Raw genomic sequence first — 23296 nt, 5'->3', positions numbered from 1 at the left:
ATTATTATGCTGCAATAGTTAAATTGGTTGGAAGACTCAGTTTATCAAAAATCAATTTCACTTGAGGGATTTGAAAAAACCTTCCCTGCTTGATACCAATCTCCTTCTCAAAAGGAACTAACCACTTCTTCAAGGTGCGTGGGTCAACACCATAAATACGCGCTAATTCTGTCATTGAATACGGCTTTAATTTGATTTGATTGCTTTCTGTCTTCATAGTACTCTTATTAATTCTACATCGTATATCTCGTCATAAATTCTTCCTCGGTCATATAAAAAAGTTCTGCCAATTCGTTAACTGTTACTTTTAGTGCGTTGCGATATTTGGTGAACATATCGCGGAGCAATTTTGGTTTTTCAATTTTAATATCGAGTTCAGGCGGTTCTCTCCTGCGTATTTTCATTTCATTAAACTGTTGCAACAAGTAGGTGCGCTGATTATAGGTTATGTCTTCTAAATCGTGCGCACGAAACAAAAGTGCTTGCATAGATACTTTCCATTTCTTTTTCAAATCAGCAAGTTTCTGTATGGTCAAGCCATCCTTGAAATCGCTTCTTATATCATTCGCGGGCATCAAAAACTCGGCAGCAAATAAATTTGCTTCATGGTCAATATCGCGATCTCCAAAATCAACTAAACTTGAATGGAGAACCAAATGTCCTAATTCAAAAGCCAATGTAAATCGCTGACGATCTCCCAATAAAGACTTGTTGTAAATGATTACAGGAAACCCGCTGCGTGTAAGTACAACGCGACTATCGACACGCTCCGTTCCGAAATCAAAAGCGATTGTAATAATTCCTTTCGATTCTAAAAGGGCTGTTACATTATCTATCGCGCCTGCGTGTACGTTCCATAATTTGCGAAGTTTTTTCGCAGCTTCCTGCACCGAACCCAACTTCTCCAAATCGAAGTGCGGAATTTCTTGCTTCTGAACTTTTATCTTTTCAAGTAGAAGTTCGATATTCAAACGATAAACCTGGATATTGGCTTCAATAGAAGAAATTAAATTGCGCGGAACTTTTAAACGCTTGCGGAAATTAATTGTGGAAGTTAAATATGCCTCACCTTCTTGTCCGAAAAAACCTTGAGGATATTTTAATTCCTTCTCCAGTTTCTCAACCATATCATCACTTAATGATCGATTGCTTTGTTCTAATTGACAAAGAAGAGCCGGGGAAATTCCCAATCGGTCAGCCAATTCACGTTGTGAAAGCCCGCGTGATTCACGCGCCAACACAATCATTTCAGGATTCACTTTTGTCATAACTGTAGTAAACATATCTTTTTCACCTTTGATCGGAGCAAATGTATAAAAATTCTAAAATACGAACTAAAAATTTACAGATATATTTTTCAACGGGTTTACTTTTAGAGTTATCATATTGAATAAGAGCAAATTAAATTTCAATAAAAATTGTTAGGACAACGATTAAGTTGTTATTTAAAACTAAAGCATTGAAAATCAGATTTCATTTATCCTGTTCATTCTCTACCAATAATAATGACTATTTTCATCCTGAAAGTAGTCACAATCTTAAATATACGTTTCGTGATTTCCTTTTGCCGTTGCTGATGAACGTGAAAGTGAAGTAAAAAGAAAAGAATGGAGAATAAAATAAAGAAACATTTGGAATCAATATTTATCCAGTTAATTGAGAACGAAAAAATCGTATTCGCTGAGAATAAAATCTGTAGTGCGTGGGACAGCGTTTTAAAGGAATGGATTGACGATGATGCAATGACTTTGTTTACCCGTAAAGGAGGCGAAACAAGAGGGACAAAGGTTTCTAATTCACATTCACGAAAAATAATTACTACTGACAATACACCTGCTCATTGGGTATTCAAAAACTTGGTGTTAAGCAAATCAAAAATTAAAAAGATAGACGTTCAATCTCTCCTAAATAAAAATGAATTTCCGATTGCTTTCATACGGAAGAAAAACGAATATGAAACCTTGATTGGAAAAATGGTTGCGGATAAAAACACAAGATTAAATGAACAGGGATGGAAACTTGCACACATTACCCCTATTGCTCTCAAACGAGGGCAAAATATTTCTTTACAGGATTATAAAGACCATCACTACAATTTTTTATCATTGAAGAATATGTATTTGATTGATAAGAGTTACTCTGGAATTGCCGAGGTAAAAATGTTTAATGATATTGTTGCGAATCATAAGTACTAAACGGGATAGGTGCGAATAAAATTCAATCCCATCACATAGGAGTCCCATTGTCTTCACATCAAATCGCATCGTTTCGCATTCCGATCACATCACCATCACATCGATATCACATTCCGATCAGATGAAAATAAAAAAAGCCACCGGGGGACTGGGGGCTTTTTTCAACTGCACTTATCTTGAGTCCTGCGCTATTCTGAAATCGTGATCAAATGTATTGAAAGTGAAGCGAAGAATAAAATTGAATTCCGCATTTCACAACAATAAAAAACAAAAATCCGCAGAACAAATCATCACAGAACATTTCATGGAAACCATTCTTTAGTCCTGAAATAGATTTGTGGCTGTATTGGGAGAAATTCCATTTATACGCCTGAAATCGGGGGATTTTGGTAGTGTATGTGACTTTCTTCTGAAACAACCAAGTCTTATTACCTAATAAATCTGCCGTTTTGGGCTGTATTTCAATAATTTACTATTGGAACATTGGATGCTTTTGCACAGTAATTGATGAACTTAAAGCCAAGAACGTGCGGTTAAAAAACCAAATGAAAAATGGAAGAAAAACCGATCACAACAAAAGAAAAAGTAAAACAAATGAAAGGTTGGGAAAACTTGCCGGATGAATTAGCAGAGCAGATTGCAAAGACTGTAATAAAGTTCGCTGAACTTTTTTACATCACCATCGCTCGCGAAATGTCACTCGCACCGCTTCCCGTAAAAGATGAAGGAAATATTTTTCCTCTTCATCCTGAAGAACCACTAAAACGAAAAGCAGCATGAGTGAATTAGAAATTTTCCATCAATTTGGAAAGGGGGAACTAACAAAATCAACCCGAACAGGAAATTGCGTAATCTATACACGCGTTTCAACAAAGGAACAAGCCGACAACAATATGAGTCTTACGACTCAAAAGAAATCGTGCATCAATTTTGCAATAAAAAATAAGTACATCGTCTTGGGGGAGTTTGGTGGAACTTATGAAAGTGCAAAAAACGATGAGCGAAAGGAATTTAATCGGATGCTTCAATTTGTAAAAAAGAGTAAAGAGAAAATTTCCTACATAGTTGTTTACAGCGTTGATCGATTTTCTCGATCAGGAGCGAATGCTATTTATATAAAGGAGCAACTTCGAACTTCAGGAATTCATATTGTTGCAGTAACTCAACCTACCGATTCAGAAACCGCGAGTGGAAGTTTGCAACAAAACATTCAATTCATTTTTTCTGAATACGATAATCAGGTGCGTAGAGAGAAATGCATTAACGGAACGCGTGAAGCGTTATTAAGAGGAGAATGGATTCAGCACACCCCACTCGGTTATGATAGCGTTAGGATAAACAACAAGCGCATCATTACCGTAAATAAAAAAGGGGAACTACTGAAGAAAGCTTTTGAATGGAAGGCGCAGGGAATTACTTCTGAAGAAATACGCGAGCGATTAGCAAAACTTGGTTTGAAAATTCCAAACCAAACGATGTCGGGCATTTTACACAATCCGTTTTATTGCGGATTGATGTCACATAATACATTGGAAGGACAAGTTATTCAGGGAACACATCCTGCAATTATTTCTAAGGAATTATTTCTGCAAGTGCATGGTATTATGACGAAGGATCGTTCAGGCGGATACAAATGCAAAAAGGAAAATGAATTCCTTCCGCTTAAAAATTTCCTTCGATGTGATCATTGCGAAAGCAGAATTCCGGGCTATATAGTGAAGAAGAAAAATTTATGGTATTACAAATGCAGAACCAAGGGCTGTTACAATAATGTGAGCGCAAAAATGCTGCATTCCCGCTTCGAAAAAATCCTTTCGTATTTCACGCTTGGAGGCGATCATATGGAACAACTCCTGATGGATCAATTTAAGGGGACGTACCGCAAATTAAACGCGGAAAAAGAGGATTTTTCGAGCCTCCTTAGAACACGCATTGCAGAAGTGCAAGGCAAGTTAGATAGGTTGGAGGAACGCTTCGTTTTGGAGGAGATTTCGGGGGAACAATACACCAAATTTCAGGCAAAATTGAGGGAAGAAAAAGTCGGAATCGAGCAAGAATTACAAAAAGCGGGACAACAAGTGTCGAACCTCGATTTAGCGGTGAAAAATTTATTTAAATATGCTAAAAACCTTAGTGTTTATTGGGGTTCTGCGGCATACTACGAAAAAGTACAAGCGCAATATTGGATGTTTCCTGAAGGAATTTCGTATTCTAAAAAAGATGACAAGTGTCGAACCAAAAAAATAGATTGCGCGATGCTCTACATCGCCCTATTGGCGCAGGATTTGGGGCAAAAAAAAATCGGGATACCTGAATTAAATATCAAGTATCCCGATCTGGTACCCGGGATCGGGGTCGAACCGATATGATATTGCTATCACTGGTGTTTGAGACCAGCGCGTCTACCAATTCCGCCACCCGGGCATGTTACGGGGTTCTTATCATTGCCTATCCAAAGAACAGCGACGAAATTACTAAAAATACGCCCTCACCTGTGCGCCTCCGGTGTGAATAACACTTAACCCCTCTGGCAAACGGCCGTCGTAACTCAAATTGATTTGTAAATTGTTCGAGAGCGTACGCTGAAAATTCAGTCCCCAGGTGATGTTGTTGCCGCTGTTCAGGCCTTCCAGAAACTCAAAACTGACCGACCCGCTCGGCGTTCCGCGGTAACGGATGTAAATGAAATTCGCTTTCGCGGTAAAACTGCCCTTCTGAAGTGTATTGTACCTGAATTCAATACCGGCATTCTGAATTTTGGCCCTGTGCCCGCCCAGATCGGCTGCGTTCATCTTTTCAGAATACCGGTAACTTAGTTGCAGCCGGAGCGATGCATCGTGCTGGTAGGTGATACGCGGCTGGGTCTCATAATAATGGTAATGGTAATTTCTCCCCGGGAAAAAGTCGGAGCGGAAACTCTTGTACCCGTCTTTATACTGTACTTGCACACTCCATCTTTTTCTCAGACTCCAACGAACATTACTCTCATACCAGGCATTGCCGCGAGTATCGAAACCGCTGCTGAGAAGTGATTTGTTCCGCTGATCATTCCACGAAACATCAGCCGCCCAGTCCGGTGAGCCCTGATTCACCCACAGCGTGTTCCTGAACCTGGAATTCAGTGTTTGCAGGGTATTTTCCTCAACGTCCTGTAAAAAGGGATTATAGGCTATCAGCAGATCGGTCTCGGTGCTTTTCCGGTCTCCGTGAAAACTGATCTGGTTCGAAAAGCGGCTGATTCCCTTTTTCCATCCTTTCTCTTTTCTCCATCTAACAGCCGGGCGAAGGGTGAAGCTTTGCGCGAACTGGTTGTAATAGGTGCGGATATAATCCTGTGTGGGAATGAATACTTTAATAAACGTTGCCTGGTCCGGGAATGCCGCAATCTCAAATTCATTCAGTTCCCTGATCCCGTTTCCGTTGTGGTCAATCCAGGTGTATATGCCCTGCCCCGCGGGAACTTCAAGAAAGGCAAATTCTTTTTTCTGTTCCAGTCCGGCACCGGCTTCAAAAAAAGTTCCGGAAATGAGTACCCCCTTCCACAACACGAGATCGTACTCTACTCTTCCCGTTACGGATTCATCCGGCTTAATGGCCGTAAGTGTACTGTCAATGATCCGCAACCGGCGAAAGGTACCTGTGAAAGCCAGCGCGTGAATAGTTCCCTTCTTCCATCGCATGGTACCGGAATAATTGTCGGCCTCCGTGGTGCGCATCAGTTTCTCGGTTCCCGCCGCATCGTCCGTGCGGTGCCTGTACGACAGGCGCCAGTTCACCTTCGCCGAATCCCTTGAACCACTATATACTTCCCATTCCAGAAACCGGAAGCTTAGCGGCAAAAGGGTATCCCCGGAATTCTTATGGATATTTTCTTCAAATGCGGCTTTGCTTCCCAGCACCAGCGGCCCCAGCTGCCTCGACACATCTGCAGTGACCCGGCGAAACCCTGTATTGCCGGAAGCCGCTGTGGTGCTCAGTTGGGATGATCGCAGCTGAAAACGGGTTTTTGAATTTCTGATATCGGTTCGCAGTTCATGTAACATTCCACTGTACCTGTTGCCTTCCAGTAAGGCACTGAAAGAATACGAGAAGGGTATCCGTTCATTATAAAAAGCCGCTATGCGCGCCCCTGCCCAATGAAGATCTTCCAGTTGCACCAGCCCCGTCCGGTTCCAGTCGCGATCAAATTCCACACCCCGGAATCGTTCAACCGGTGCGAAGTTCCGGTTTACAAATTCATAATTCAGCCCCAGCTTCAGTCCTGCGCTAAACCCTTTCCCTGGCCTGGCCCTCGTTTTCACAGAATAAAACGGAAACTCCATCTCCATCTTTCCTCCGTATCCCTGGTCGTTCCGTTTGTCGGCGGTGGAAAACAGATTTATATCATTCACCGTAAAACTGCCTTCGGCCATAAAACGTTTATGAGGCCCGAAAATGATCTCAGTTCCTGCCGTAACCATTTGTTTTTTCTTGGGGCTCACCAGCAGCAATACCGGTTCATAGGACCCGCGCAGCGAGCCGGTTACCGTGTCGGGAATCAGCCAGCGGTACACTTTTCCGTTGGCGGAAGTATTCAGCGGCTCGTAATTTCCTCTTCCGGGTCCCACATAGGAAAAACTCAGGCGGAAGCGTGCCGAATCGGGATCAGTGGAATAAATATACACACCGGGGAATGTATACGTTCCCACCAGTGAATCCGTGCGGTCGTAAAGCACCTCGCTATTGGAGAAAGCCACACTGTCTGCCGCAAGAATATACGCATCCTGAATGCTGTCTCCCACAATACTCATGAGCTGCTTATCTTCTTCTGTAAGCGATTGCTGCAAGGGTTTGTTTTTAGCGTCTTGTTCCGAATAGGCAAACAAGTAATGCCTTTCCTTATAATTTCCCGATTTGTATTCATATTCGTAACCTCCGGTAAACACGGAACGCGCGTACAGTTTATCGGAATACTGAAATTCGACAGTGATCCTTTTATCCTTGGTGATTACATGGTGAGGTGTGAACGTAATCTCCGCCGTATTGTAATCAATTACATAGTCATTCTCCATTCCGCGCTTGAGGAGTTCCCCGTCTATATAAACTGTTTCTGTGCCCGACAGGATAATGATAAACAGTTCATTCTCACTGCCGCGAAGGCGGTACGGCCCCTGGTTTCCTTCCGTGCCCTGGAATACATTACGTGCAAATTTGCCTTTGCTCACGGCACCGCCTCCGAAGACCTTGTTTTTTTCTGTTCCGTTCTTCCGCCGATCCATCACATTCCAGCGCGTTTCATAAAAAAGCCCCTGTGCCTTTTTGTGGTAATTCATAAAATACGAGAGGGGGCGTTTCATTTCAAAATCGCCGGCGATGAGTTTTTGCCGCTTATCGCTGATCTGGATGAAGATCTTGTCGAATTCTTGCAGTTGCGCAGTCGTGCCGTCGGCCTGCACCGGTATATTATCGTCCGTAGCGGATAACAGCAGGTCCAGATCCTCACTAAGTTTACCGGAGAGCTGAAGGTTCATGGAGGAGTTCACTACCACGTCCTGATTACTTCCGAAATTAAGTCCGCGTGTGATGCTTCCTTCTTTATTCAGTGATCCAATCTGGAACAGATCGTTCGAAAAACCGGTGGCCGGTTTGTAAAGGAAGGGATTGCTGATAACCTGCTGCCCTTTTTTTACCAGCAGCGGATCTTTGTGAAGCCAGGGCCGGTCCAGCCGGTAGGGAAGGCAGGAATAGGCAGCGAGAAGGGTGAATACGGAATCCAACAGGCAGCCCTCTGTTTTGAGCAGCAGAAGGGAGCGATTGTCCGGAAGCAGTCGGTAACAGTTGCTGTCCAGCAATTCACCGTTCAGGCGGTACAAGCGAAGGCTGTTAGGCAGGATGGTAAGTGAATCCAGTTCTATGGAATCTGTGACTGAAATAAATTTTTCACGCTGGAGAGAGAACGTCTGGGCACTCAGGCTGCCGGCGGAAAGCAGAATGAAATTCCAGAGAACGAATTTCCTGACAGAATGATAAATTTGCACCATTACCAAACGTAAATATCCCTAATTTGTTGAGAATATGAGGATCATCTCTTATAATGTGAACGGGATCAGGGCGGCCATGGGAAAAGGTCTGGCTGAATGGCTGAAGGCAACGGATGCGGATGTGCTTTGTCTGCAGGAGATCAAAGCTACACCGGACGTGGTGGATTCGTCACCCTTTTCCGCACTTGGATATGAATTGTACTGGTATCCTGCAGAGAAGAAGGGATACAGCGGCACAGCCATTTTTACACGTCACCGGCCGGATCATGTTGAGTACGGTACCGGCATGAAGGCATATGATGCCGAGGGCAGGTTCATCCGTATTGATCTTGGCGAACTATCCATTATGAGTACGTATTTCCCCAGCGGAACAACCGGAGACCTGCGTCAGGATTTCAAATACCGGTTCCTGGATGATTTCTATGAGTATATTCAAAAGCTCCGGAAGAAGCGACCGCAACTTATCATCGGGGGAGATTACAACATTTGCCATCGCCCGATTGATATTCACAATCCTGTTTCAAATGCCAGTAGTTCCGGTTTCCTTCCGGAGGAAAGAGCATGGATGAGCAAGTTCATTCAATCCGGCTTCATTGATACTTTCCGGCATTTTAATCCGGAGCCCCATCAGTATACCTGGTGGAGTTTCAGGGCCAATGCGAGGGCTAAAAATCTGGGATGGAGAATTGATTACAACATGGCCTCGGAAAGTCTTTCAGGCAATCTTAAACGGGCCGCTATCCTCCCGGAGGCTAAACATTCGGATCATTGCCCGGTTCTGCTGGAATTGAAATAGACAATTCACTGAAAACCAATAGAATGAACACTAAAATTCCACGTTAAAATAGTTGACGTTCTGCAAAAAATGATTAGGTTTGCATTCTACTAATAATCATACGTTTAGCCCAACTATTTTCGACAACTTATGAAGCGACTCATTTATCTTTTAGCGGCAGGTGCCATGGCATTGTCATCCTGCGGTCCGGATGAAGGATCCGGCGGTGAGAAAAAAGACGCCAAGGGAAATGTTTTTTACGGAGATGTTTTGAAGATGAATGAAGTGGAAGACTTCAGAAGTCTTTATCCTTTGGATGTTACGGAGGTCACTTCCCAGCGTATCGCCAACCAGATTTACGAGGGTCTTGTAAGGCTCAGCCAGGCTGATCTGAAGGTAATTCCTGGCTTAGCTGAAAAGTGGGAGAAGAACGCGGATGCCACCGTTTGGACTTTCTACCTTCGTCAGAACGCCTCCTTTCACGATGACGAGTGTTTTCCTGACGGGAAGGGTCGTGCGGTTACTGCAGAGGATTTCAAATATTCATTTGATAAACTGTGTGAGTCGAAAGCAAACAACCAGCAGTTCTATGTAACCTTTAAAGACCGTGTACAGGGGGCCAATGAATATTTCGAGTCCACTGCAAAAGGCTCTCCCATGGCAGGGGGTGTTTCGGGTGTAAAAGTGCTGGACCCATACACCCTCCAGATCACATTGAATTTTCCCTTTGCAGGATTCGATAACATTCTTACGATGCCCGGATGCTGGGTGTTTCCGAAGGAAGCCGTGGATAAATACGGGGAGAACATGCGTACCAAATGTGTGGGCACCGGTCCGTTCAGGGTGAAAACCATTGAAGAAGGAAATGTGGTGGTTCTGGAGCGCAATAATAATTACTGGGCAACGGATGAATTCGGCAATCAGCTTCCATACCTCGACGGAGTTAAATTTACTTTCATCAAGGAGAAAAAGCAGGAAATGCTCGCCTTCCGTCAGGGAGAGGTGGATATGATTTTCCGTATTCCCACCGAAATGCACGGACAGATCCTCAGCGAATTCAAAGATGCCAAAGGCGGAAACACGCCGTTTGTGCTTCAGATGGTGCCTGCCATGTCGCTGACGTATTACGGATTCCAGAACCAGGGTCAGGTATTTAATAACAAGAAAGTGCGGCAGGCATTTAATTATGCTATAGACCGAGACAAGATCATCGGGAATATTCTCAAAGGCGAAGGCATTGCGGGAAAATACGGAATGGTGCCACCGGTGGATAATTTTTCTGATAAAGGATATGAGTTTGAAAAACTGAAGGGCTATTCGTTTGAGCCTGATATGGCAAGAAAACTTTTAGCTGACGCCGGCTTTCCGAACGGAAAGGGATTTCCTTCTGTTACTCTTCAGATCAATTCCGGCGGTGCTGACCGTAACGTGCTTACTGCGCAGCTGATTCAGAGCCAGCTCAAGGAAGTGCTCAACATCAACGTTGAGATTGATATGATGCCGTTTGCCCAGCACCTTGATAAACTCGAAACCGGGAAAACAGATTTCTGGAGAACGGGATGGATCGCAGATTATCCGGATCCTGAGACCTTCCTGACGATTCTTTACGGTACCCATGTTCCTGCCAAACTTGAAGAGCGTTCTTCTGTTAACTCCGTGCGCTTTCTTAACGCACGATTCGATTCACTGTTCGGCGCAGCAATGAGAGAAGTAGATGATAAAAGACGTTACGATCTGTACCTGATGGCAGATCAGGTTGCCTTGGAAGAGGCAGCATACATGCCGATATTTTACGAGGAGAATTACCGCCTGGTACAGAACTGGGTTAAAAACTTTGACGCAAATGCCATGGAATACCGCGACATGACCCGCGTGTTTGTGGATCCAAAGATCAAAGGAAAGTTCGAAAAGGGGAAGAAATAATCTCCTGCACCTCAAACAAACAAAAATCCCTCCTTAGAAAAAAGGGGGGATTTTTTTATTGTGCAATATCGTTCTTATATTTTCTTGAGGTGAGCTTGCCGTCTTCATCCCATTCTTTCCATTCACCCTCTTTCTTTCCCATCACATATTTACCGGTAACTTTCGGCTTGCCTGTGGGATGGAATTCCTTGTACTCTCCGTTGTATTCCCCGTCTTTGTATGTACAGGTCCGGTACACCGTTTTCTGATCTTCACTTACCTCCTTGTATGCTCCCTGCTTTTTGCCTTTCAGGTACAGCACAGTTGCTTTCACGGCACCGTTTTCATAAAACTCTTTATACATGCCGTCAAATTCGTTGTTAACAGCATTTATTTCACTCTGCACCTTTCCGCTTTTATAGAATGTTTTCTGGATTCCCTCCAGCTTCCCGCTCACATAGTTGTACTCTGTAAGTACTTGTCCGGTGGAATAGAACCACTTGGCTTTTCCTTCCTTCTTGCCGTTGATAAAATAGGAATGTTCCTGCATGGTACCATCAATGTAACAGAGTTTGTATACACCGTGCAAACGGCCCATTTTGTAACCGATCTCGCTCTTCAGACGCATATTATCGTGATAGGTTTTAGACACACCGTCGAGTGTATCGTTCGTGAAATACTCCTCACGCGTCATCTTCCCGTGAATATCCATGGTGAGCACGAGACCATTCCGGCGGCCGTTCGCATAGTACTCAATCTGGGAGGGGGTGCCACCGGCATGATAGCTGACCCAGTTTCCCTGCTTCTGACCGTCGGCATACCATCCCTGTGTCCGGTTCAGTCCGGAATTTTCTATCCAGAACCCCGTTTTTTTACCACCCGCGCCGATAACATTTGTATCAGCCGGTAAACCACGCTGTGCCGGCACGGAGAGTCCGCTGAAAAGCAGGAGAGGGAGCATCAAGGCTTTCATAGATAAAGATTTGTCAGGCAAAGGTATTAAATCGTGCGTACCGGGCTCTTAATGGTCAGGGTACGGTCTGGTTCGCGGTGGGACAGAGGGTCACAGCCATTTTTTATAACGGAACCAGAAGAGAAGTCCTACGATAATACTTCCCATAAGTACCAATGTTATCCAGTATCCGTTGGGAGATGCCAATTCCGGCATGTAGCGGAAATTCATACCGTAGATTCCGGCGATAAACGTAACGGGGATGAACAGGGTGGAAATAATGGTCAGGACCTTCATTACCTGGTTCATTTTATTGCTCAGGCTTGAGAGATAAATATCCATCATTCCTGAAAGCAGATCACGGTATGTTTCCACTGTATCTATTACACGGATGGTGTGATCATACAGATCACGCAGGTACAAATCGGTGGTTTTTGTGATCAGTTCACTCTCGCTCCGCTCCATATTGTTCAACAGTTCCCGTAAGGGCCACACCCCTTTACGGAGAAAGATCATTTCTCTTTTCAGCGAGTGAAGCTGATGCAGGGTAATGTCTTTGGGCTGGGCCACAAGAGATTCTTCCAGCACTTCAATCCGGTCGCCTATTTTCTCCAGAATGGTAAAATAGGTATCCACCACAGCGTCCAGAAGACTGTAGGCAAGATAATCTGATCCCATTTTGCGTATTTTCCCTTTATTCTGACGCAACCGGGTACGTATGTAATCGAAGGCGTCTCCTCCGTCGGCCTCCTGAAAGGTGATGACCAGGTTCTCGAAAACTAAAATAGACAGCTGCTCCGACACCACCCGGTGCTCGTAGTGCATCATGTGCAACACGCAAAGAATATAGTGGCCGTAATCTTCAAACTTCGGACGTTGTTCGGTATTTACAATATCTTCAAGAGTCAGTGGATGAATCCTGAATTTTTCTCCTACTGATTCTATCACCTCGGTTTTATGCACCCCGTCTACATTGATCCAGGTTATATTCCCTTTTTTCAAATCTTCCAGACAGTCGCTGAGCTGAGAAAAAGCCTTTTCCTCCAGCTCCTCGCTGTTGTAGCTCATGCGGCTGATATGGATGCCCTTTCCTTCAGGATGTTCTTTTCCCCGGTATACCAGTGTTCCGGGGTCAAATCCTGTTTTACTCTTTTTCCTCTGCATTTTTTTTTCTTTTAGCGACTCCGGAAATCAGCACAACCAACTCCCCTTTCGGTGTTTTATCCGTGAAGTGTGTGATCAGTTCCCGGAGCGGCCCGCGGATGACCTCTTCATGCAGTTTGGATAATTCACGGCATACACAAGCCTGCCGTTCCTCTCCGAAATGAAGCACCAGTTCCGTCAGAGTTTTTACAATGCGGTGGGGAGATTCATATACTACCACTGTGCGCGACTGCTGTGCCAGTTCTTCCAGTGCGGTTTTCCTTCCCTTCTTCACCGGAAGAAAACCTGCAAATATAAATTCGTCGCAGGGGAGACCGCTTTGTACCAGGGCGGGAACAAAGGCAGTGGCGCCGGGCAAACATTCCACGGGGATATTCCGCCGTATGCACTCTCTCACGAGTAAAAAGGCGGGATCCGAGATGCCGGGCGTTCCTGCATCGCTGACCATAGCCAGTACTTCCCCCGACTGCAGGCGCTGTATAATCGCATCCAGGGAGCGGTGTTCGTTGAAAGCATGAAAGGAAGTCATCGGTGTTCCGATCTCAAAATGTTTCAGCAGATTTACGGTAACACGTGTGTCCTCTGCCAGAATGCCGTCGCATTCCTTCAGAATCCGGATACCCCGGAGGGTCATGTCTTCCAGGTTTCCGACCGGGGTGGGAACAAGATACAGTTTCACGGTTCGAGGTGGCTATGAAACGATAAGAGTAATAAAAAGAGATTGCTGAATTCTGTTAAAGGTAATGTTTCCCTCCGGTCATGTACATCATGATACGCTTTGATTCCTCCCAGTGTATAAATGAAAAATGCCGGTATTCCTTTCTCGGCAAACCAGTAGTGATCACTATTGGCGGCCGGCCCCCGCGGTTTTACTTCTTTCAGGAAACTGTGCTGAGCATTGATCAGCTGTAATTGCTTGAAATCAGTTTCATGCCGTGTAGCATTGACAACGGTAATCCCTTCATCTCCGGTACCAAGAATATCGAAGTTGATCATAAATTTCACTTTTGCCAGATCAATGGTGGGATGCTGTGTGTAATACCGGGAGCCCACCAGACCTGCCTCTTCGCCTCCGAAAGCTATAAAGAGTATGGAATAGTGCGGAGGATTTTTCGCGTAATGGCGTGCAAGGCACATCAGCATAGCCACACCGCTGGCATTATCGTTGGCGCCCGGGAAGTACACTTCGGGCCCCATTCTTCCTAAATGATCATAATGCGCAGCGTAAACAACGAAACTGTCTTTTACCCTGCCCTCCAGCTGTGCAATCACATTGCGTACTGGATAGTTTTTCAGCACCTTGCTGCGTATGTTCACGGTGATGTTCACCAGATCGTAACGGATCAGGGTTTGCAGTACGTGAATAGCAGGTACTTCTTCAAGATTTACCGCCACGGAATGGGTCAGGCGTTCATCTGCGAAAATGATAAGGGAGGCGTTCGAAAGCCGTACCAGGCCCATCAACCGTTCCTTCAGTTCTTTGTTTTTTACTTTTTCATGCAGCAGCAGCAGGGCTTTTCCGCTAAGATCGCGGGAGATAAATTGTTGAGCCGATTGTACGGTAAGTGCAATACTGCTATCTACTTTCTCCACCGGAAAGGTACCTTTCACGGTCCGGCATCCCGCATCAGCGATGAATTCTTTTCCAGGCTCCAGATCCGTTTGGTCCAGACTGCAGCTTATTTTTTTCGGGAAACTGACAATGGAAACGGGAACATCCTGGTACGACCACTTTAGTTTCATGCCTGAGAACTGCGTACCGATATAGGATGCAGCCAGTTTGTCACCGTTTTTATAGTATCCCCTGCCGTGCATGGATGGGGAGCTGAGGGTGTCTACAATTCCTCGTGCGTACGATAGCGGAAATGCATCAGGTTCCTGAGCAAGAGTTGTAAAACAGCAAAGGTAAAGCAGTACCGGCAGGCTACCTGCCAAAATACTGCTGAACCAGGTGTGTGAAATCTTCACAGGCATGACCCTTTTTATCCCAGTGATATACCTCCGACAAGCGGTCTAAATAATCTTCTGCCTCCTCGGGAAGCTTCATGGATTCCAGCTGATTGAGTGCTGCATTAAATTCATCAGAACTGCCGCCGAAAAGCTCATTCACGAACCGGAACCGGTCGTTGAGTCCTACACGGGATTTCAATTCATTCTTATTGACGTTGGAAATCACCGCCGGGTTGCCTTTAAGCTCCGGTGAAGATTCAGGATCCGGAACCGTTGTGCTGCCGGATGAAGAGAGCAGGTATTCCAGAACCGTGAGCTGGTCATGCAGTTCGCTGATCTTCTTCCGCAGTACCTGTACATCCTGCAGTGCTCCGTTGGCACGCAACTGGCCGAGTTCATTTAGCAGTTCGTTAATGAGGGAACGGAGATTTTCGGGGTTCATGGGGAGGAATTCAGCAGGTGTTTTGTAAATTTACGGTTCTTTAAAGTTAAGCAATGTTTCTGGAACATGGTTCAGGGAAAGTACAGGGTGGGTGGATCGAGGTGATCTGCGGATCCATGTTTTCCGGTAAAACGGAAGAACTCATCCGCCGCCTGCGCCGTGCACAGATTGCCCGCCAAAAGGTGGAAATATTCAAGCCGGAGGTAGACAAGCGTTATCACGAGAAGAAGGTGGTTTCGCATGATGCCAATGCGCTGCATAGCACCCCGGTGAAATACGCCCGGGAGATTCCTGTTCAACTGCAGACATTGGATGTGGATGTAGTCGGAATTGATGAAGCCCAGTTCTTCGATGAGGAGTTAGTGGTTGTTTGCAACCGGCTGGCCGCGGCAGGGAAGAGGGTAGTAGTGGCCGGGCTGGATATGGATTATACTGGTAAGCCTTTTGGTCCTTTACCTGGTTTGCTGGCCACCGCGGAATATGTTACCAAAGTTCATGCGATTTGTATGCGCTGCGGAAATCTGGCGAATCATTCTCACCGGCTGGCTTCCGGTAATGAATTGGTGTTGCTGGGTGAAAAAACCCATTACGAGCCCTTGTGCCGGTCTTGTTTTCAGCAGGAAAGCGGTGTGCGGTAAGAGAACGACCCCTTTGAAAAATTTAATACTTCACCACCTGTTCCTCCATCTCCTTCGGTAATTCCCTCAGTTCATATTCCTGGTTGCGGAGTTTTGGTACAAAACCTGCCTCCCGGATGGCTTTCTGGATCGTAGAGGAGGTAAAGCGATGCGGTGCGCCGGCTGCAGAAACAACATTTTCTTCAATCATAATGCTGCCAAAATCGTTCGCCCCGGCGTGCAGGCAAATTTGCGCTACTGCTTTTCCTACAGTTAACCAGCTGGCTTGTATATTATGGATATTGGGAAGCATCAACCGGCTGAGGGCGATCATACGGATGTATTCGTCGGCCCCCACGTTATTCCTGATACCTTTATGCCTCTTCAGCAATGTGCCGTCGTCCTGAAATGGCCACGGAATAAAGGCAAGAAAGCCTTTGGAACCCGGAGGTTTTTCACTTTGAACTTCACGTATCCATACAAGATGTTCAAAGCGTTCCTGCAAGGTTTCTACATGCCCGAACATCATGGTGGCGGAAGTGGTGATATGTTGCCGGTGAGCGGCACGCATAACATCCAGCCACTCCCTGCCGGAGCATTTACCCTGCGAGATCAGCCGGCGTACACGGTCGTGAAGAATCTCTGCGCCTGCTCCGGGAAGGGAATCAAGACCGGCTTCCTTCAGGGCTTTCAACACGTCGGTATGCGACATTTTTTCCAGCTTGCAGATATGTGCTACCTCGGGGGGCCCCAGCGCATGCAGTCTTAACCTGGGAAAACGTTTTTTAAGTTCCCGGAAAAGACCGGTGTAAAAGCTAAGACCCAGTTCCGGATGATGTCCACCCTGCAGTAAAAGCTGATCACCACCGTATCGGAAGGTTTCTTCGATCTTTTTTACATAGGTTGGGATATCCGTAATGTATGCTTCCGGATGCCCAGGTATACGGTAAAAATTGCAAAACTTGCAGTTGGCCACACATACATTTGTGGTATTTACGTTCCGGTCAATCTGCCAGGTCACAAATCCTTCGGGCTTAAGTTTTTTTCTCAGTTCATTCCCCGCATACATCAGTTCAGCAGTATCTGCATGCTCGAACAGGTACAGTCCTTCTTCCGTGCTAAGAAACTCAGCATCAAGGGCCTTAAGCAGTAACCGGGTGGTGTTCATCTGTGGCGTTTTTCTTACATTTACCCTTCGCAAAGATAAGAACAAATGACAGCCATCAGAAAGGTAAGCAGTGCAGGTAAGAAGGATCACCTGCTGGTGATCGGAACTTCCAAAACAGACCTCTTAAAAGCAGGATTCACACCCGGAGAAGCAGCCTATATCAACGAAATGCTCGCGGTTTCGCCTCCGGGAACATGTATCCGTATCAACCGCTACAACCGCCAGTTGTTTTTCTGGGCTTCTGTGAATAAACACACCGCCTCCCTTACTCTTGAAGCTGCACGTAAATCCGGGAGCACGCTTACGGCATTGGTAAATGCGATTAAACTTAAAACGCTAACGGTAGTGGATACCACCGGTAACCGTGATCTTGCACTTGCCTTCGCCGAGGGAATGATCCTGGGAAATTACCAGTTTCTGAAGTACAGGGAAAATCCTGAAAAAGACCGCAATAGTCTTACGCAGATCTTGATCGTTTGCCCCCGTCTGCGCCCCGGCGACCTGTTGAACCTGAAGGCGGTTACTTCCGCCACCATGAAGGCCCGTACGCTCGTAAACGAACCTGTGAATTTTCTGAATGCTTCCCAGCTTGCGGCAGAGTTCAAAAGCATGGGAAAAGAAGCCGGATTCCGGGTGGAGGTATTCAGTAAAGCCAGAATCGAATCCCTGAAGATGGGTGGTTTACTCGCGGTGAACCGCGGAAGTATAGATCCTCCCACCTTCACTGTTATGGAATACAAGCCGCGGCGAGCCCGTAATAAAAAACCGGTGGTGCTCGTGGGAAAGGGAGTGGTGTTTGACACCGGGGGTGTTTCGCTGAAACCGACTCCCAACAGCATGGACATGATGAAATGCGATATGGCTGGCGCTGCAACGGTAGGATGCGCGATGTACGCCATTGCAAAAGCAAAACTTCCTGTTCATGTGATCGCCCTGGTACCTGCAACCGACAACCGGCCGGGCATGAATGCCTATGTACCGGGGGATGTGATTACTATGATGAGCGGACTTACAGTTGAAATGCTCAATGCAGATGCGGAGGGCAGAATGATCCTTGCCGACGCACTTCATTACGCTAAACGATTCTCTCCCGAGCTCCTCCTCGAATTCTCTACTCTTACCGGAGCCGCCAAAGCCGCTATCGGTTCCATGGGTGTGGTGTGTATGGGCACCGCTTCGGAAGCAGTGAAAAACAAACTCAAAGCCTGCGGCGACCAGGTGTATGAACGACTGGCGGAAATGCCTTTCTGGGATGAGTACGACGATATGCTGAAGTCAGATATTGCGGCCATGAAAAATATCGGAGGCCCTGAAGGAGGGGCTATCACGGCAGGTAAATTTCTGACCCGCTTTACGGATTATCCTTACATGCATTTCGATATCGCCGGACCCGCATTCCTCACTTCCCCTGATACCTGGAGGGGTAAAGGTGGCACGGGAGTTGGAGTACGCTTATTGTTCGAGTACCTCAAACGCCGCTAACCCCTTCCTCTGAATGCGTGCAACGGTCTTCTTTACCGCAGCTCTCGGCTTTATTCTCTGCTTCGCCGGATTCCGGGGGGCTGGGAAAAAGGTGAGTTTACTTGTGGCGGAAAATGATCTCAAAGCGGGCCAGAACTTTTTACAGCATCTCGTGGCCTATCATTTTGTGGACGGGAAATATCAGTCGAAAGAGAAAATAATCAGTGTGCCGGGCAAGAAGGAGGGCGTGACAGGAAATTATATTCGTTTCGATCTCGGTCAGAATAAAATCTACCGCAACCGCTATGTGATCACCGGGATCGGGAATGTGATAGATATACGGGATAAAAAAGTACTGCTCGACCGGAAAGACCAGTTTTTATTCGGCAGGGGCGACAGCCTTATTTTTTACACAAACGATATTTTTAAAGGCCGGTACTACAGCTACCTGGATCTGAAAACAGGACAATATTATGAGATCCATGACTTGTTATTTAAAGCCCTCGAAGGACAGGATATTGAAGTAGATCAGTCCAGCAGACAATTCAAGATATGGTTGTACCCGGTGGGGAAGGATAAGCAGTTGCTGGTGAATGATGCCGGGTACGGTGAAGATGCCTCTGCCCGAAAGGAGAAGTCGGTGCGGGTGCCCTTTGTGTGGCTGAATGATCAGCAGTTCCTCTATCCGCATTATAATCAAACCCGAAATATCTGCACCATTTACAAAGTAGATATCCCCACCCGGAAGCAGGAAGTAATCGGAATTATTGAACAGGTGCCGTCCACTCCGTTCAATTCATATTTTTATAAAGATGCATCCGGAAATTGGGTGTATGTGTGCGGCAAAGGAAACTTTACAGTGGAGGTGAAGAAGAAAAAGCTGAGTCAGATATTCAGTGAGGATCTGGGCAACGGATTCACAGCAGATCTTACAGAGGTTCCGGTGAGCGGAAGAGCTTTTCAGTATCAGGGCGCTGTTATTGGTAAACAGTTCTGTGATCACCGCCGTGCCCGCACCTGTCCGAAACTGCTCGCGGTTCCCTACGAACTGATTGTTAACGGGGAGCGCTATCCCCAGGGGGTAACGGTCTGGGATGCTGATACCCGCACGTGGAAGGAGATTGATGTGTTCGATGTGGCAGCAGTGGTGGGATTTGTGGAATGACTAACGCTTTTATCCGTACTTTTATTTCCAATGAGTGCTGAATCAAAGATCAGGGTCGCCATTTCACAGGGCGATATTAACGGGGTGGGATGGGAAGTAATCCTCAAGACATTTTCCGATCCTGCTATCTTCGAATGGTGTACCCCGGTAGTATATGGAAACACTAAAACGGCTGCTGTTCACCGTAAAACCCTTGGCAACGAGGAATACCAGTATCAGCAGGTAAGGGAAGGGGAGACCTTACACTCCAAACGGCTCAATGTGATCAATGTGTATGAAGAAGATGTGCCGGTAGAGTTTGGTAAAGCTACAGTGAATGGGGGAAAATATGCCCTTCGCTCGCTGGAAGCCGCCAGTGAGGCTGTACTGACAGGGAAGGCAGATGTTCTTGTTACTGCTCCCATTAATAAACATACTATACAGTCAGAGCAGTTTCCGTTTGCCGGACATACGGCGTTCCTTCAAAAAAAATTTAATACCCCGGATGTTCTCATGCTCCTCTGTAGCCGGGAACTCCGTGTAGGACTTGTTACCGATCATATACCCGTTTCGGATATCGCTGCTTTACTCACGGCCGACCGCATTCTTCAATGCATTGTGAGCATGAACCGTTCCCTTGTCCGCGATTTTGGTATACGAAAACCCCGTATCGCAGTCCTGGGACTTAACCCGCATGCCGGAGATATGGGAACATTGGGTACGGAAGAAGCAACGATCATACTTCCTGCGGTAACTAAAGCGAAGGATATGAATATCACCGTTTTCGGACCCTATGCGGCCGACGGTTTTTTTGGTAACGGCTCCTATAACCGCTTCGATGGTATTCTGGCTATGTATCATGATCAGGGACTGGCCCCCTTCAAAGCATTGTCCTTTTCAGAAGGGGTGAATTTTACGGCGGGCCTGCCCGTGGTACGAACTTCCCCCGATCACGGAACGGGATTTGATATTGCAGGTCAGAACAAAGCGAATGAAAATTCTTTCCGGCAAGCGGTCTATTTTGCCATGGATGTGTTCCGCAAGCGAAAGGAATACTCCGAGATCAATGCTAACCCCCTGCAGGTTCAGCAGCAGAGAAAAGAAAGATGACCGGCCGCTAACTTTTTTTACAGCATCCGTATACCTGTTCTCTATGAAATGGCCGAAACTTCTTCTGTTGCTTCTTTTTTGTTCCTTTCAGGACGCGGAATGGGCGGATCCTAAGTACAAAGCTGCCAACACAGCCGCATCAGCGGCATGGCAGACCCCGGATGAAAAGCAGATTTTCTTTTATGTTAACCTTGCCAGGATGTTCCCGAAGGAATTTGCGGAAAAATATGTAAAGCCTCACATCAAGAATTCCGGATATCATCGTTCTCTGTACGATACCATGGTTAAACTGAAACCAAGGACCGCGTTAGCACCGGATCAGACCTTATTTAATTTTGCCGATTGCTTTGCAAAGGAAGCCGGAAAAAAGGGCTATGTGGGTCACCAGCGGAAGAAATGCGCAAACGGAGGATTTGCAGAATGTTGCTCCTATGGAGCTGATTCCCCCCTGGCGGTAGTGATGCAGTTGCTGGTGGATGATAAAATACCTTCCCTCGGACATCGTAAAATCCTGCTCGATCCCTATTATTCAAAAATGGGGGTGGCTACGCGGGAGCATAAATCGTACGGCACCAATACAGTCCTTGATATTCAATAAAGGATTAGATTTGTCCATGCGCTACACTCTTCTTACGCTCTGTATCTTACTCACAACCCTTACCCGGTCTCAGACTGTGGTGGATTTCTGGGATAAAGAAGAAACAAAGAAAAAGTCTGAAACCAATTACCGGAAGGGAATTCCTCACGGACAGTATACACTCTGGCATAAGAATGGTCAGGTGGCGCGTACAGGATGGTATAACGACGGGAGCGAAGACAGTCTCTGGAAAAGCTTTCATGAGAATGGCAAGCAACGTACGGAGGAATATTATGTGAACGGGAAAAAGAACGGACGGTTTATGTTCTGGTACCAGAGCGGGCAGGTGGCACAGGAATCTTTCTATAAATACGGAGCGGAAGACAGTATATGGACAGGTTATTGGGAGAACGGGAATAAGCGAAGCGTAGAGAGCTTCAAAGCCAAACAATTTGCTTATCAGTGGAAATCGGTCAAGGAAGGAGCATGGATCTATTGGTATGAGAATGGTCAGAAGGAGAATGAAGGCACTTTTTCTAATGACCGGAAGGAGGGGAAGTACGAGGCCTGGTATGAAAACGGGAAGAAACAGCTCATTGGTTTTTACACAGATGATAAGGAAAGCGGGAAATGGAGTTTCTGGTACAGCGATGGAAAACAAAAGGAAGAAACCGAGTTTCGCGGGAAAGAATATTTTATACTTAATTATTGGACCCCGGACGGAAAACAGCTGCTCAAAAAGGGGGATGGAGCCTATCAGACATTTCATAAGAATGGTAAGCTGAAATCAGAGGGCCCTGTTTCCGGCGGAAAACAAAACGGAGAATGGCTGGTGTTTGATCAGGAAGGGAGGAAGGAGCACCTGATTACCTATAAAGGAGGGCTGAAGAATGGAAAATGTATAAACTACTTTACAGACGGAAAAGTAAAGAGTGAAGGTAATTTTACCAATGAACTGAAGAGCGGTTACTGGAAGTGGTATTTCGAAGGCGGGGGTATGGAGATGGAAGGAACGCTGGAAGGAGAGGTAAGGCAGGGAAAATGGATCTACTGGTATGCCAACGGAAAAAAAGAATCGGAAGGATATTATAAAAACGACCAGCAGGATTCGCTATGGACGTTCTGGTATGATACCGGAGATCTGTGGAAGAAGGGCATGCATTTTAACAACCGCCGTCACGGCGAATGGGAGTTTTTTTATCCCTCCGGCCAGATGGCACAGAAGGGATCGTACGATATGAATCAGGAGAACGGCCTGTGGGCAGCATGGTACGAAAACGGCCAGCTCAAAGACGAAGGCTATTTTAAGAAAGGGCAGATGGACGGAAAGTGGCGGGGATTTCATCCGAACGGAGGAAAGAGTTATGAGGGAGAATATAAGGACGGCACGAAGACCGCTAAATGGGGTTTCTGGTTTGATAATGGCAAACCGTGGAAAGACGGCAGTTATGTTGCCGGAGAGATGGACGGGAACTGGATCTCTTATCTCAAATCAGGCAACAAGGAAAATGAAGGGGTATACAAGAGTGGCGCCAAACACGGGTTATGGACATATTATTATCCTTTCGGTGCCAAATTCCGAGAGGAGCATTACAACGAAGGCGAGCTTCATGGAAGTATTACCGAATACCGCGAACAGGGACAGGTTCGGATGAAAGGCGCTTACATTAAAGTGCAGCAGATGAAAGATGGAGCCTGGGTAAGTGTAAAGGACGGCACCTGGGAATTTTATGATGAGAAAGGGAATCTGCTCAGAAGAGAAAAGTATAAGAAAGGTACGAAGGTGAAGTAACCTTCCGGTTAAACCGATTAAGCAGAC

20 protein-coding genes and 1 tRNA gene are annotated in these 23296 nt (G+C 46.1%); 11 read left to right on the top strand and 10 right to left on the bottom strand.

Annotated features, from left to right (window positions below; translation table 11 throughout):
- Positions 1-4 precede the first annotated feature (4 nt).
- The gene (locus tag IT233_00570) at positions 5-217 is read right to left on the bottom strand and encodes a hypothetical protein (GenBank protein ID MCC7301111.1); all 213 of its coding nucleotides are present in this window, start codon (positions 215-217) and stop codon (positions 5-7) included.
- A gap of 16 nt (positions 218-233) precedes the next feature.
- Complete coding sequence (locus tag IT233_00565) at positions 234-1268, bottom strand: ImmA/IrrE family metallo-endopeptidase (protein ID MCC7301110.1); 1035 nt, start codon at positions 1266-1268, stop codon at positions 234-236.
- Positions 1269-1607: 339 nt separating this feature from the next.
- On the opposite strand from IT233_00565, the gene IT233_00560 reads away from it, so the two are divergent.
- The 3 genes from IT233_00560 to IT233_00550 all read left to right on the top strand — a co-directional run bounded on the left by IT233_00560 (position 1608) and on the right by IT233_00550 (position 4564).
- Positions 1608-2195, top strand: a complete 588-nt coding sequence (locus tag IT233_00560) for a hypothetical protein (GenBank protein ID MCC7301109.1) — start codon at positions 1608-1610, stop codon at positions 2193-2195.
- 552 nt (positions 2196-2747) lie between these two features.
- Positions 2748-2975, top strand: coding sequence for a hypothetical protein (locus IT233_00555; protein ID MCC7301108.1), 228 nt, complete (start codon positions 2748-2750; stop codon positions 2973-2975).
- A complete protein-coding gene (locus IT233_00550) occupies positions 2972-4564 on the top strand; it encodes a recombinase family protein (GenBank protein MCC7301107.1) in 1593 nt (530 codons plus the stop codon). Before IT233_00555 ends, IT233_00550 begins: the two co-directional genes overlap by 4 nt.
- Here IT233_00550 and IT233_00545 read toward each other — a convergent pair.
- Positions 4533-4619: transfer RNA gene (locus tag IT233_00545), tRNA-Leu, on the bottom strand. The two genes, IT233_00550 and IT233_00545, sit on opposite strands and share 32 nt — an antisense overlap.
- A 50-nt stretch (positions 4620-4669) precedes the next feature.
- Positions 4670-8215 (bottom strand): hypothetical protein, encoded by a 3546-nt coding sequence (locus IT233_00540; GenBank protein ID MCC7301106.1) that lies wholly within the window; start codon positions 8213-8215, stop codon positions 4670-4672.
- Between the two features lie 34 nt (positions 8216-8249).
- Here IT233_00540 and xth point away from each other — a divergent pair, with 34 nt between their 5' ends.
- Together xth and IT233_00530 are read left to right on the top strand one after the other, a co-directional pair.
- Complete coding sequence (xth, locus tag IT233_00535) at positions 8250-9011, top strand: exodeoxyribonuclease III (GenBank protein ID MCC7301105.1); 762 nt, start codon at positions 8250-8252, stop codon at positions 9009-9011.
- Positions 9012-9140: 129 nt separating this feature from the next.
- Positions 9141-10913 (top strand): ABC transporter substrate-binding protein, encoded by a 1773-nt coding sequence (locus tag IT233_00530; protein ID MCC7301104.1) that lies wholly within the window; start codon positions 9141-9143, stop codon positions 10911-10913.
- A 55-nt stretch (positions 10914-10968) separates the two neighbouring features.
- Here IT233_00530 and IT233_00525 read toward each other — a convergent pair whose 3' ends face one another.
- The 5 genes from IT233_00525 to IT233_00505 all read right to left on the bottom strand — a co-directional run bounded on the left by IT233_00525 (position 10969) and on the right by IT233_00505 (position 15400).
- On the bottom strand, positions 10969-11865 hold the full coding sequence (locus tag IT233_00525) for a toxin-antitoxin system YwqK family antitoxin (protein ID MCC7301103.1): 897 nt from the start codon (positions 11863-11865) through the stop codon (positions 10969-10971).
- 90 nt (positions 11866-11955) lie between these two features.
- Positions 11956-13008 (bottom strand): magnesium/cobalt transporter CorA, encoded by a 1053-nt coding sequence (corA, locus tag IT233_00520; GenBank protein MCC7301102.1) that lies wholly within the window; start codon positions 13006-13008, stop codon positions 11956-11958.
- A complete protein-coding gene (gene rsmI / locus IT233_00515; GenBank protein ID MCC7301101.1) occupies positions 12989-13642 on the bottom strand; it encodes a 16S rRNA (cytidine(1402)-2'-O)-methyltransferase in 654 nt (217 codons plus the stop codon). The genes corA and rsmI overlap by 20 nt, the downstream gene beginning before the upstream one ends.
- Before the next feature lie 41 nt (positions 13643-13683).
- On the bottom strand, positions 13684-14982 hold the full coding sequence (locus IT233_00510) for a M20/M25/M40 family metallo-hydrolase (GenBank protein ID MCC7301100.1): 1299 nt from the start codon (positions 14980-14982) through the stop codon (positions 13684-13686).
- Positions 14933-15400 (bottom strand): hypothetical protein, encoded by a 468-nt coding sequence (locus IT233_00505; GenBank protein ID MCC7301099.1) that lies wholly within the window; start codon positions 15398-15400, stop codon positions 14933-14935. The genes IT233_00510 and IT233_00505 overlap by 50 nt, the downstream gene beginning before the upstream one ends.
- Positions 15401-15453: 53 nt before the next feature.
- Between IT233_00505 and IT233_00500 the strand changes: the two genes are divergently transcribed.
- Entirely contained in the window at positions 15454-16038 is a 585-nt protein-coding gene (locus IT233_00500) for a thymidine kinase (GenBank protein MCC7301098.1), read from the top strand.
- A 22-nt stretch (positions 16039-16060) separates the two neighbouring features.
- Here IT233_00500 and mqnC read toward each other — a convergent pair whose 3' ends face one another.
- The gene (gene mqnC, locus IT233_00495; protein ID MCC7301097.1) at positions 16061-17185 is read right to left on the bottom strand and encodes a dehypoxanthine futalosine cyclase; all 1125 of its coding nucleotides are present in this window, start codon (positions 17183-17185) and stop codon (positions 16061-16063) included.
- 168 nt (positions 17186-17353) lie between these two features.
- On the opposite strand from mqnC, the gene IT233_00490 reads away from it, so the two are divergent.
- The 5 genes from IT233_00490 to IT233_00470 are packed head-to-tail and all read left to right on the top strand — an operon-like array spanning position 17354 to position 23269.
- Entirely contained in the window at positions 17354-18667 is a 1314-nt protein-coding gene (locus IT233_00490; GenBank protein MCC7301096.1) for a leucyl aminopeptidase, read from the top strand.
- A 13-nt stretch (positions 18668-18680) separates the two neighbouring features.
- Positions 18681-19811, top strand: a complete 1131-nt coding sequence (locus tag IT233_00485; protein MCC7301095.1) for a hypothetical protein — start codon at positions 18681-18683, stop codon at positions 19809-19811.
- 30 nt (positions 19812-19841) lie between these two features.
- Positions 19842-20900 carry a 4-hydroxythreonine-4-phosphate dehydrogenase PdxA gene (pdxA, locus tag IT233_00480; GenBank protein ID MCC7301094.1) on the top strand — a complete coding sequence of 353 codons (1059 nt, stop codon included), beginning with the start codon at positions 19842-19844 and terminating at the stop codon, positions 20898-20900.
- A 43-nt stretch (positions 20901-20943) separates the two neighbouring features.
- On the top strand, positions 20944-21498 hold the full coding sequence (locus IT233_00475; GenBank protein ID MCC7301093.1) for a CAP domain-containing protein: 555 nt from the start codon (positions 20944-20946) through the stop codon (positions 21496-21498).
- 16 nt (positions 21499-21514) lie between these two features.
- Positions 21515-23269 carry a toxin-antitoxin system YwqK family antitoxin gene (locus IT233_00470; protein MCC7301092.1) on the top strand — a complete coding sequence of 585 codons (1755 nt, stop codon included), beginning with the start codon at positions 21515-21517 and terminating at the stop codon, positions 23267-23269.
- Positions 23270-23296 lie beyond the last annotated feature (27 nt).

Source organism: Bacteroidia bacterium, from assembly GCA_020852255.1.
Lineage (GTDB): Bacteria > Bacteroidota > Bacteroidia > JADZBD01 > JADZBD01 > JADZBD01.
Note: the sequence above shows the minus strand (reverse complement) of the source record. Positions and strands in the feature narration are given on the sequence as shown.

Bases quoted from the DNA above. Each gene is read 5' to 3' on its own strand.
- IT233_00570 (MCC7301111.1), bottom strand. From the start codon at position 217: ATGAAGACAGAAAGCAATCAAATCAAATTAAAGCCGTATTCAATGACA.
- IT233_00565 (MCC7301110.1), bottom strand. From the start codon at position 1,268: ATGACAAAAGTGAATCCTGAAATGATTGTGTTGGCGCGTGAATCACGC.
- IT233_00560 (MCC7301109.1), top strand. From the start codon at position 1,608: ATGGAGAATAAAATAAAGAAACATTTGGAATCAATATTTATCCAGTTA.
- IT233_00555 (MCC7301108.1), top strand. From the start codon at position 2,748: ATGGAAGAAAAACCGATCACAACAAAAGAAAAAGTAAAACAAATGAAA.
- IT233_00550 (MCC7301107.1), top strand. From the start codon at position 2,972: ATGAGTGAATTAGAAATTTTCCATCAATTTGGAAAGGGGGAACTAACA.
- IT233_00540 (MCC7301106.1), bottom strand. From the start codon at position 8,215: ATGGTGCAAATTTATCATTCTGTCAGGAAATTCGTTCTCTGGAATTTC.
- xth (MCC7301105.1), top strand. From the start codon at position 8,250: ATGAGGATCATCTCTTATAATGTGAACGGGATCAGGGCGGCCATGGGA.
- IT233_00530 (MCC7301104.1), top strand. From the start codon at position 9,141: ATGAAGCGACTCATTTATCTTTTAGCGGCAGGTGCCATGGCATTGTCA.
- IT233_00525 (MCC7301103.1), bottom strand. From the start codon at position 11,865: ATGAAAGCCTTGATGCTCCCTCTCCTGCTTTTCAGCGGACTCTCCGTG.
- corA (MCC7301102.1), bottom strand. From the start codon at position 13,008: ATGCAGAGGAAAAAGAGTAAAACAGGATTTGACCCCGGAACACTGGTA.
- rsmI (MCC7301101.1), bottom strand. From the start codon at position 13,642: ATGACCCTCCGGGGTATCCGGATTCTGAAGGAATGCGACGGCATTCTG.
- IT233_00510 (MCC7301100.1), bottom strand. From the start codon at position 14,982: ATGCCTGTGAAGATTTCACACACCTGGTTCAGCAGTATTTTGGCAGGT.
- IT233_00505 (MCC7301099.1), bottom strand. From the start codon at position 15,400: ATGAACCCCGAAAATCTCCGTTCCCTCATTAACGAACTGCTAAATGAA.
- IT233_00500 (MCC7301098.1), top strand. From the start codon at position 15,454: ATGTTTCTGGAACATGGTTCAGGGAAAGTACAGGGTGGGTGGATCGAG.
- mqnC (MCC7301097.1), bottom strand. From the start codon at position 17,185: ATGAACACCACCCGGTTACTGCTTAAGGCCCTTGATGCTGAGTTTCTT.
- IT233_00490 (MCC7301096.1), top strand. From the start codon at position 17,354: ATGCTCGCGGTTTCGCCTCCGGGAACATGTATCCGTATCAACCGCTAC.
- IT233_00485 (MCC7301095.1), top strand. From the start codon at position 18,681: ATGCGTGCAACGGTCTTCTTTACCGCAGCTCTCGGCTTTATTCTCTGC.
- pdxA (MCC7301094.1), top strand. From the start codon at position 19,842: ATGAGTGCTGAATCAAAGATCAGGGTCGCCATTTCACAGGGCGATATT.
- IT233_00475 (MCC7301093.1), top strand. From the start codon at position 20,944: ATGAAATGGCCGAAACTTCTTCTGTTGCTTCTTTTTTGTTCCTTTCAG.
- IT233_00470 (MCC7301092.1), top strand. From the start codon at position 21,515: ATGCGCTACACTCTTCTTACGCTCTGTATCTTACTCACAACCCTTACC.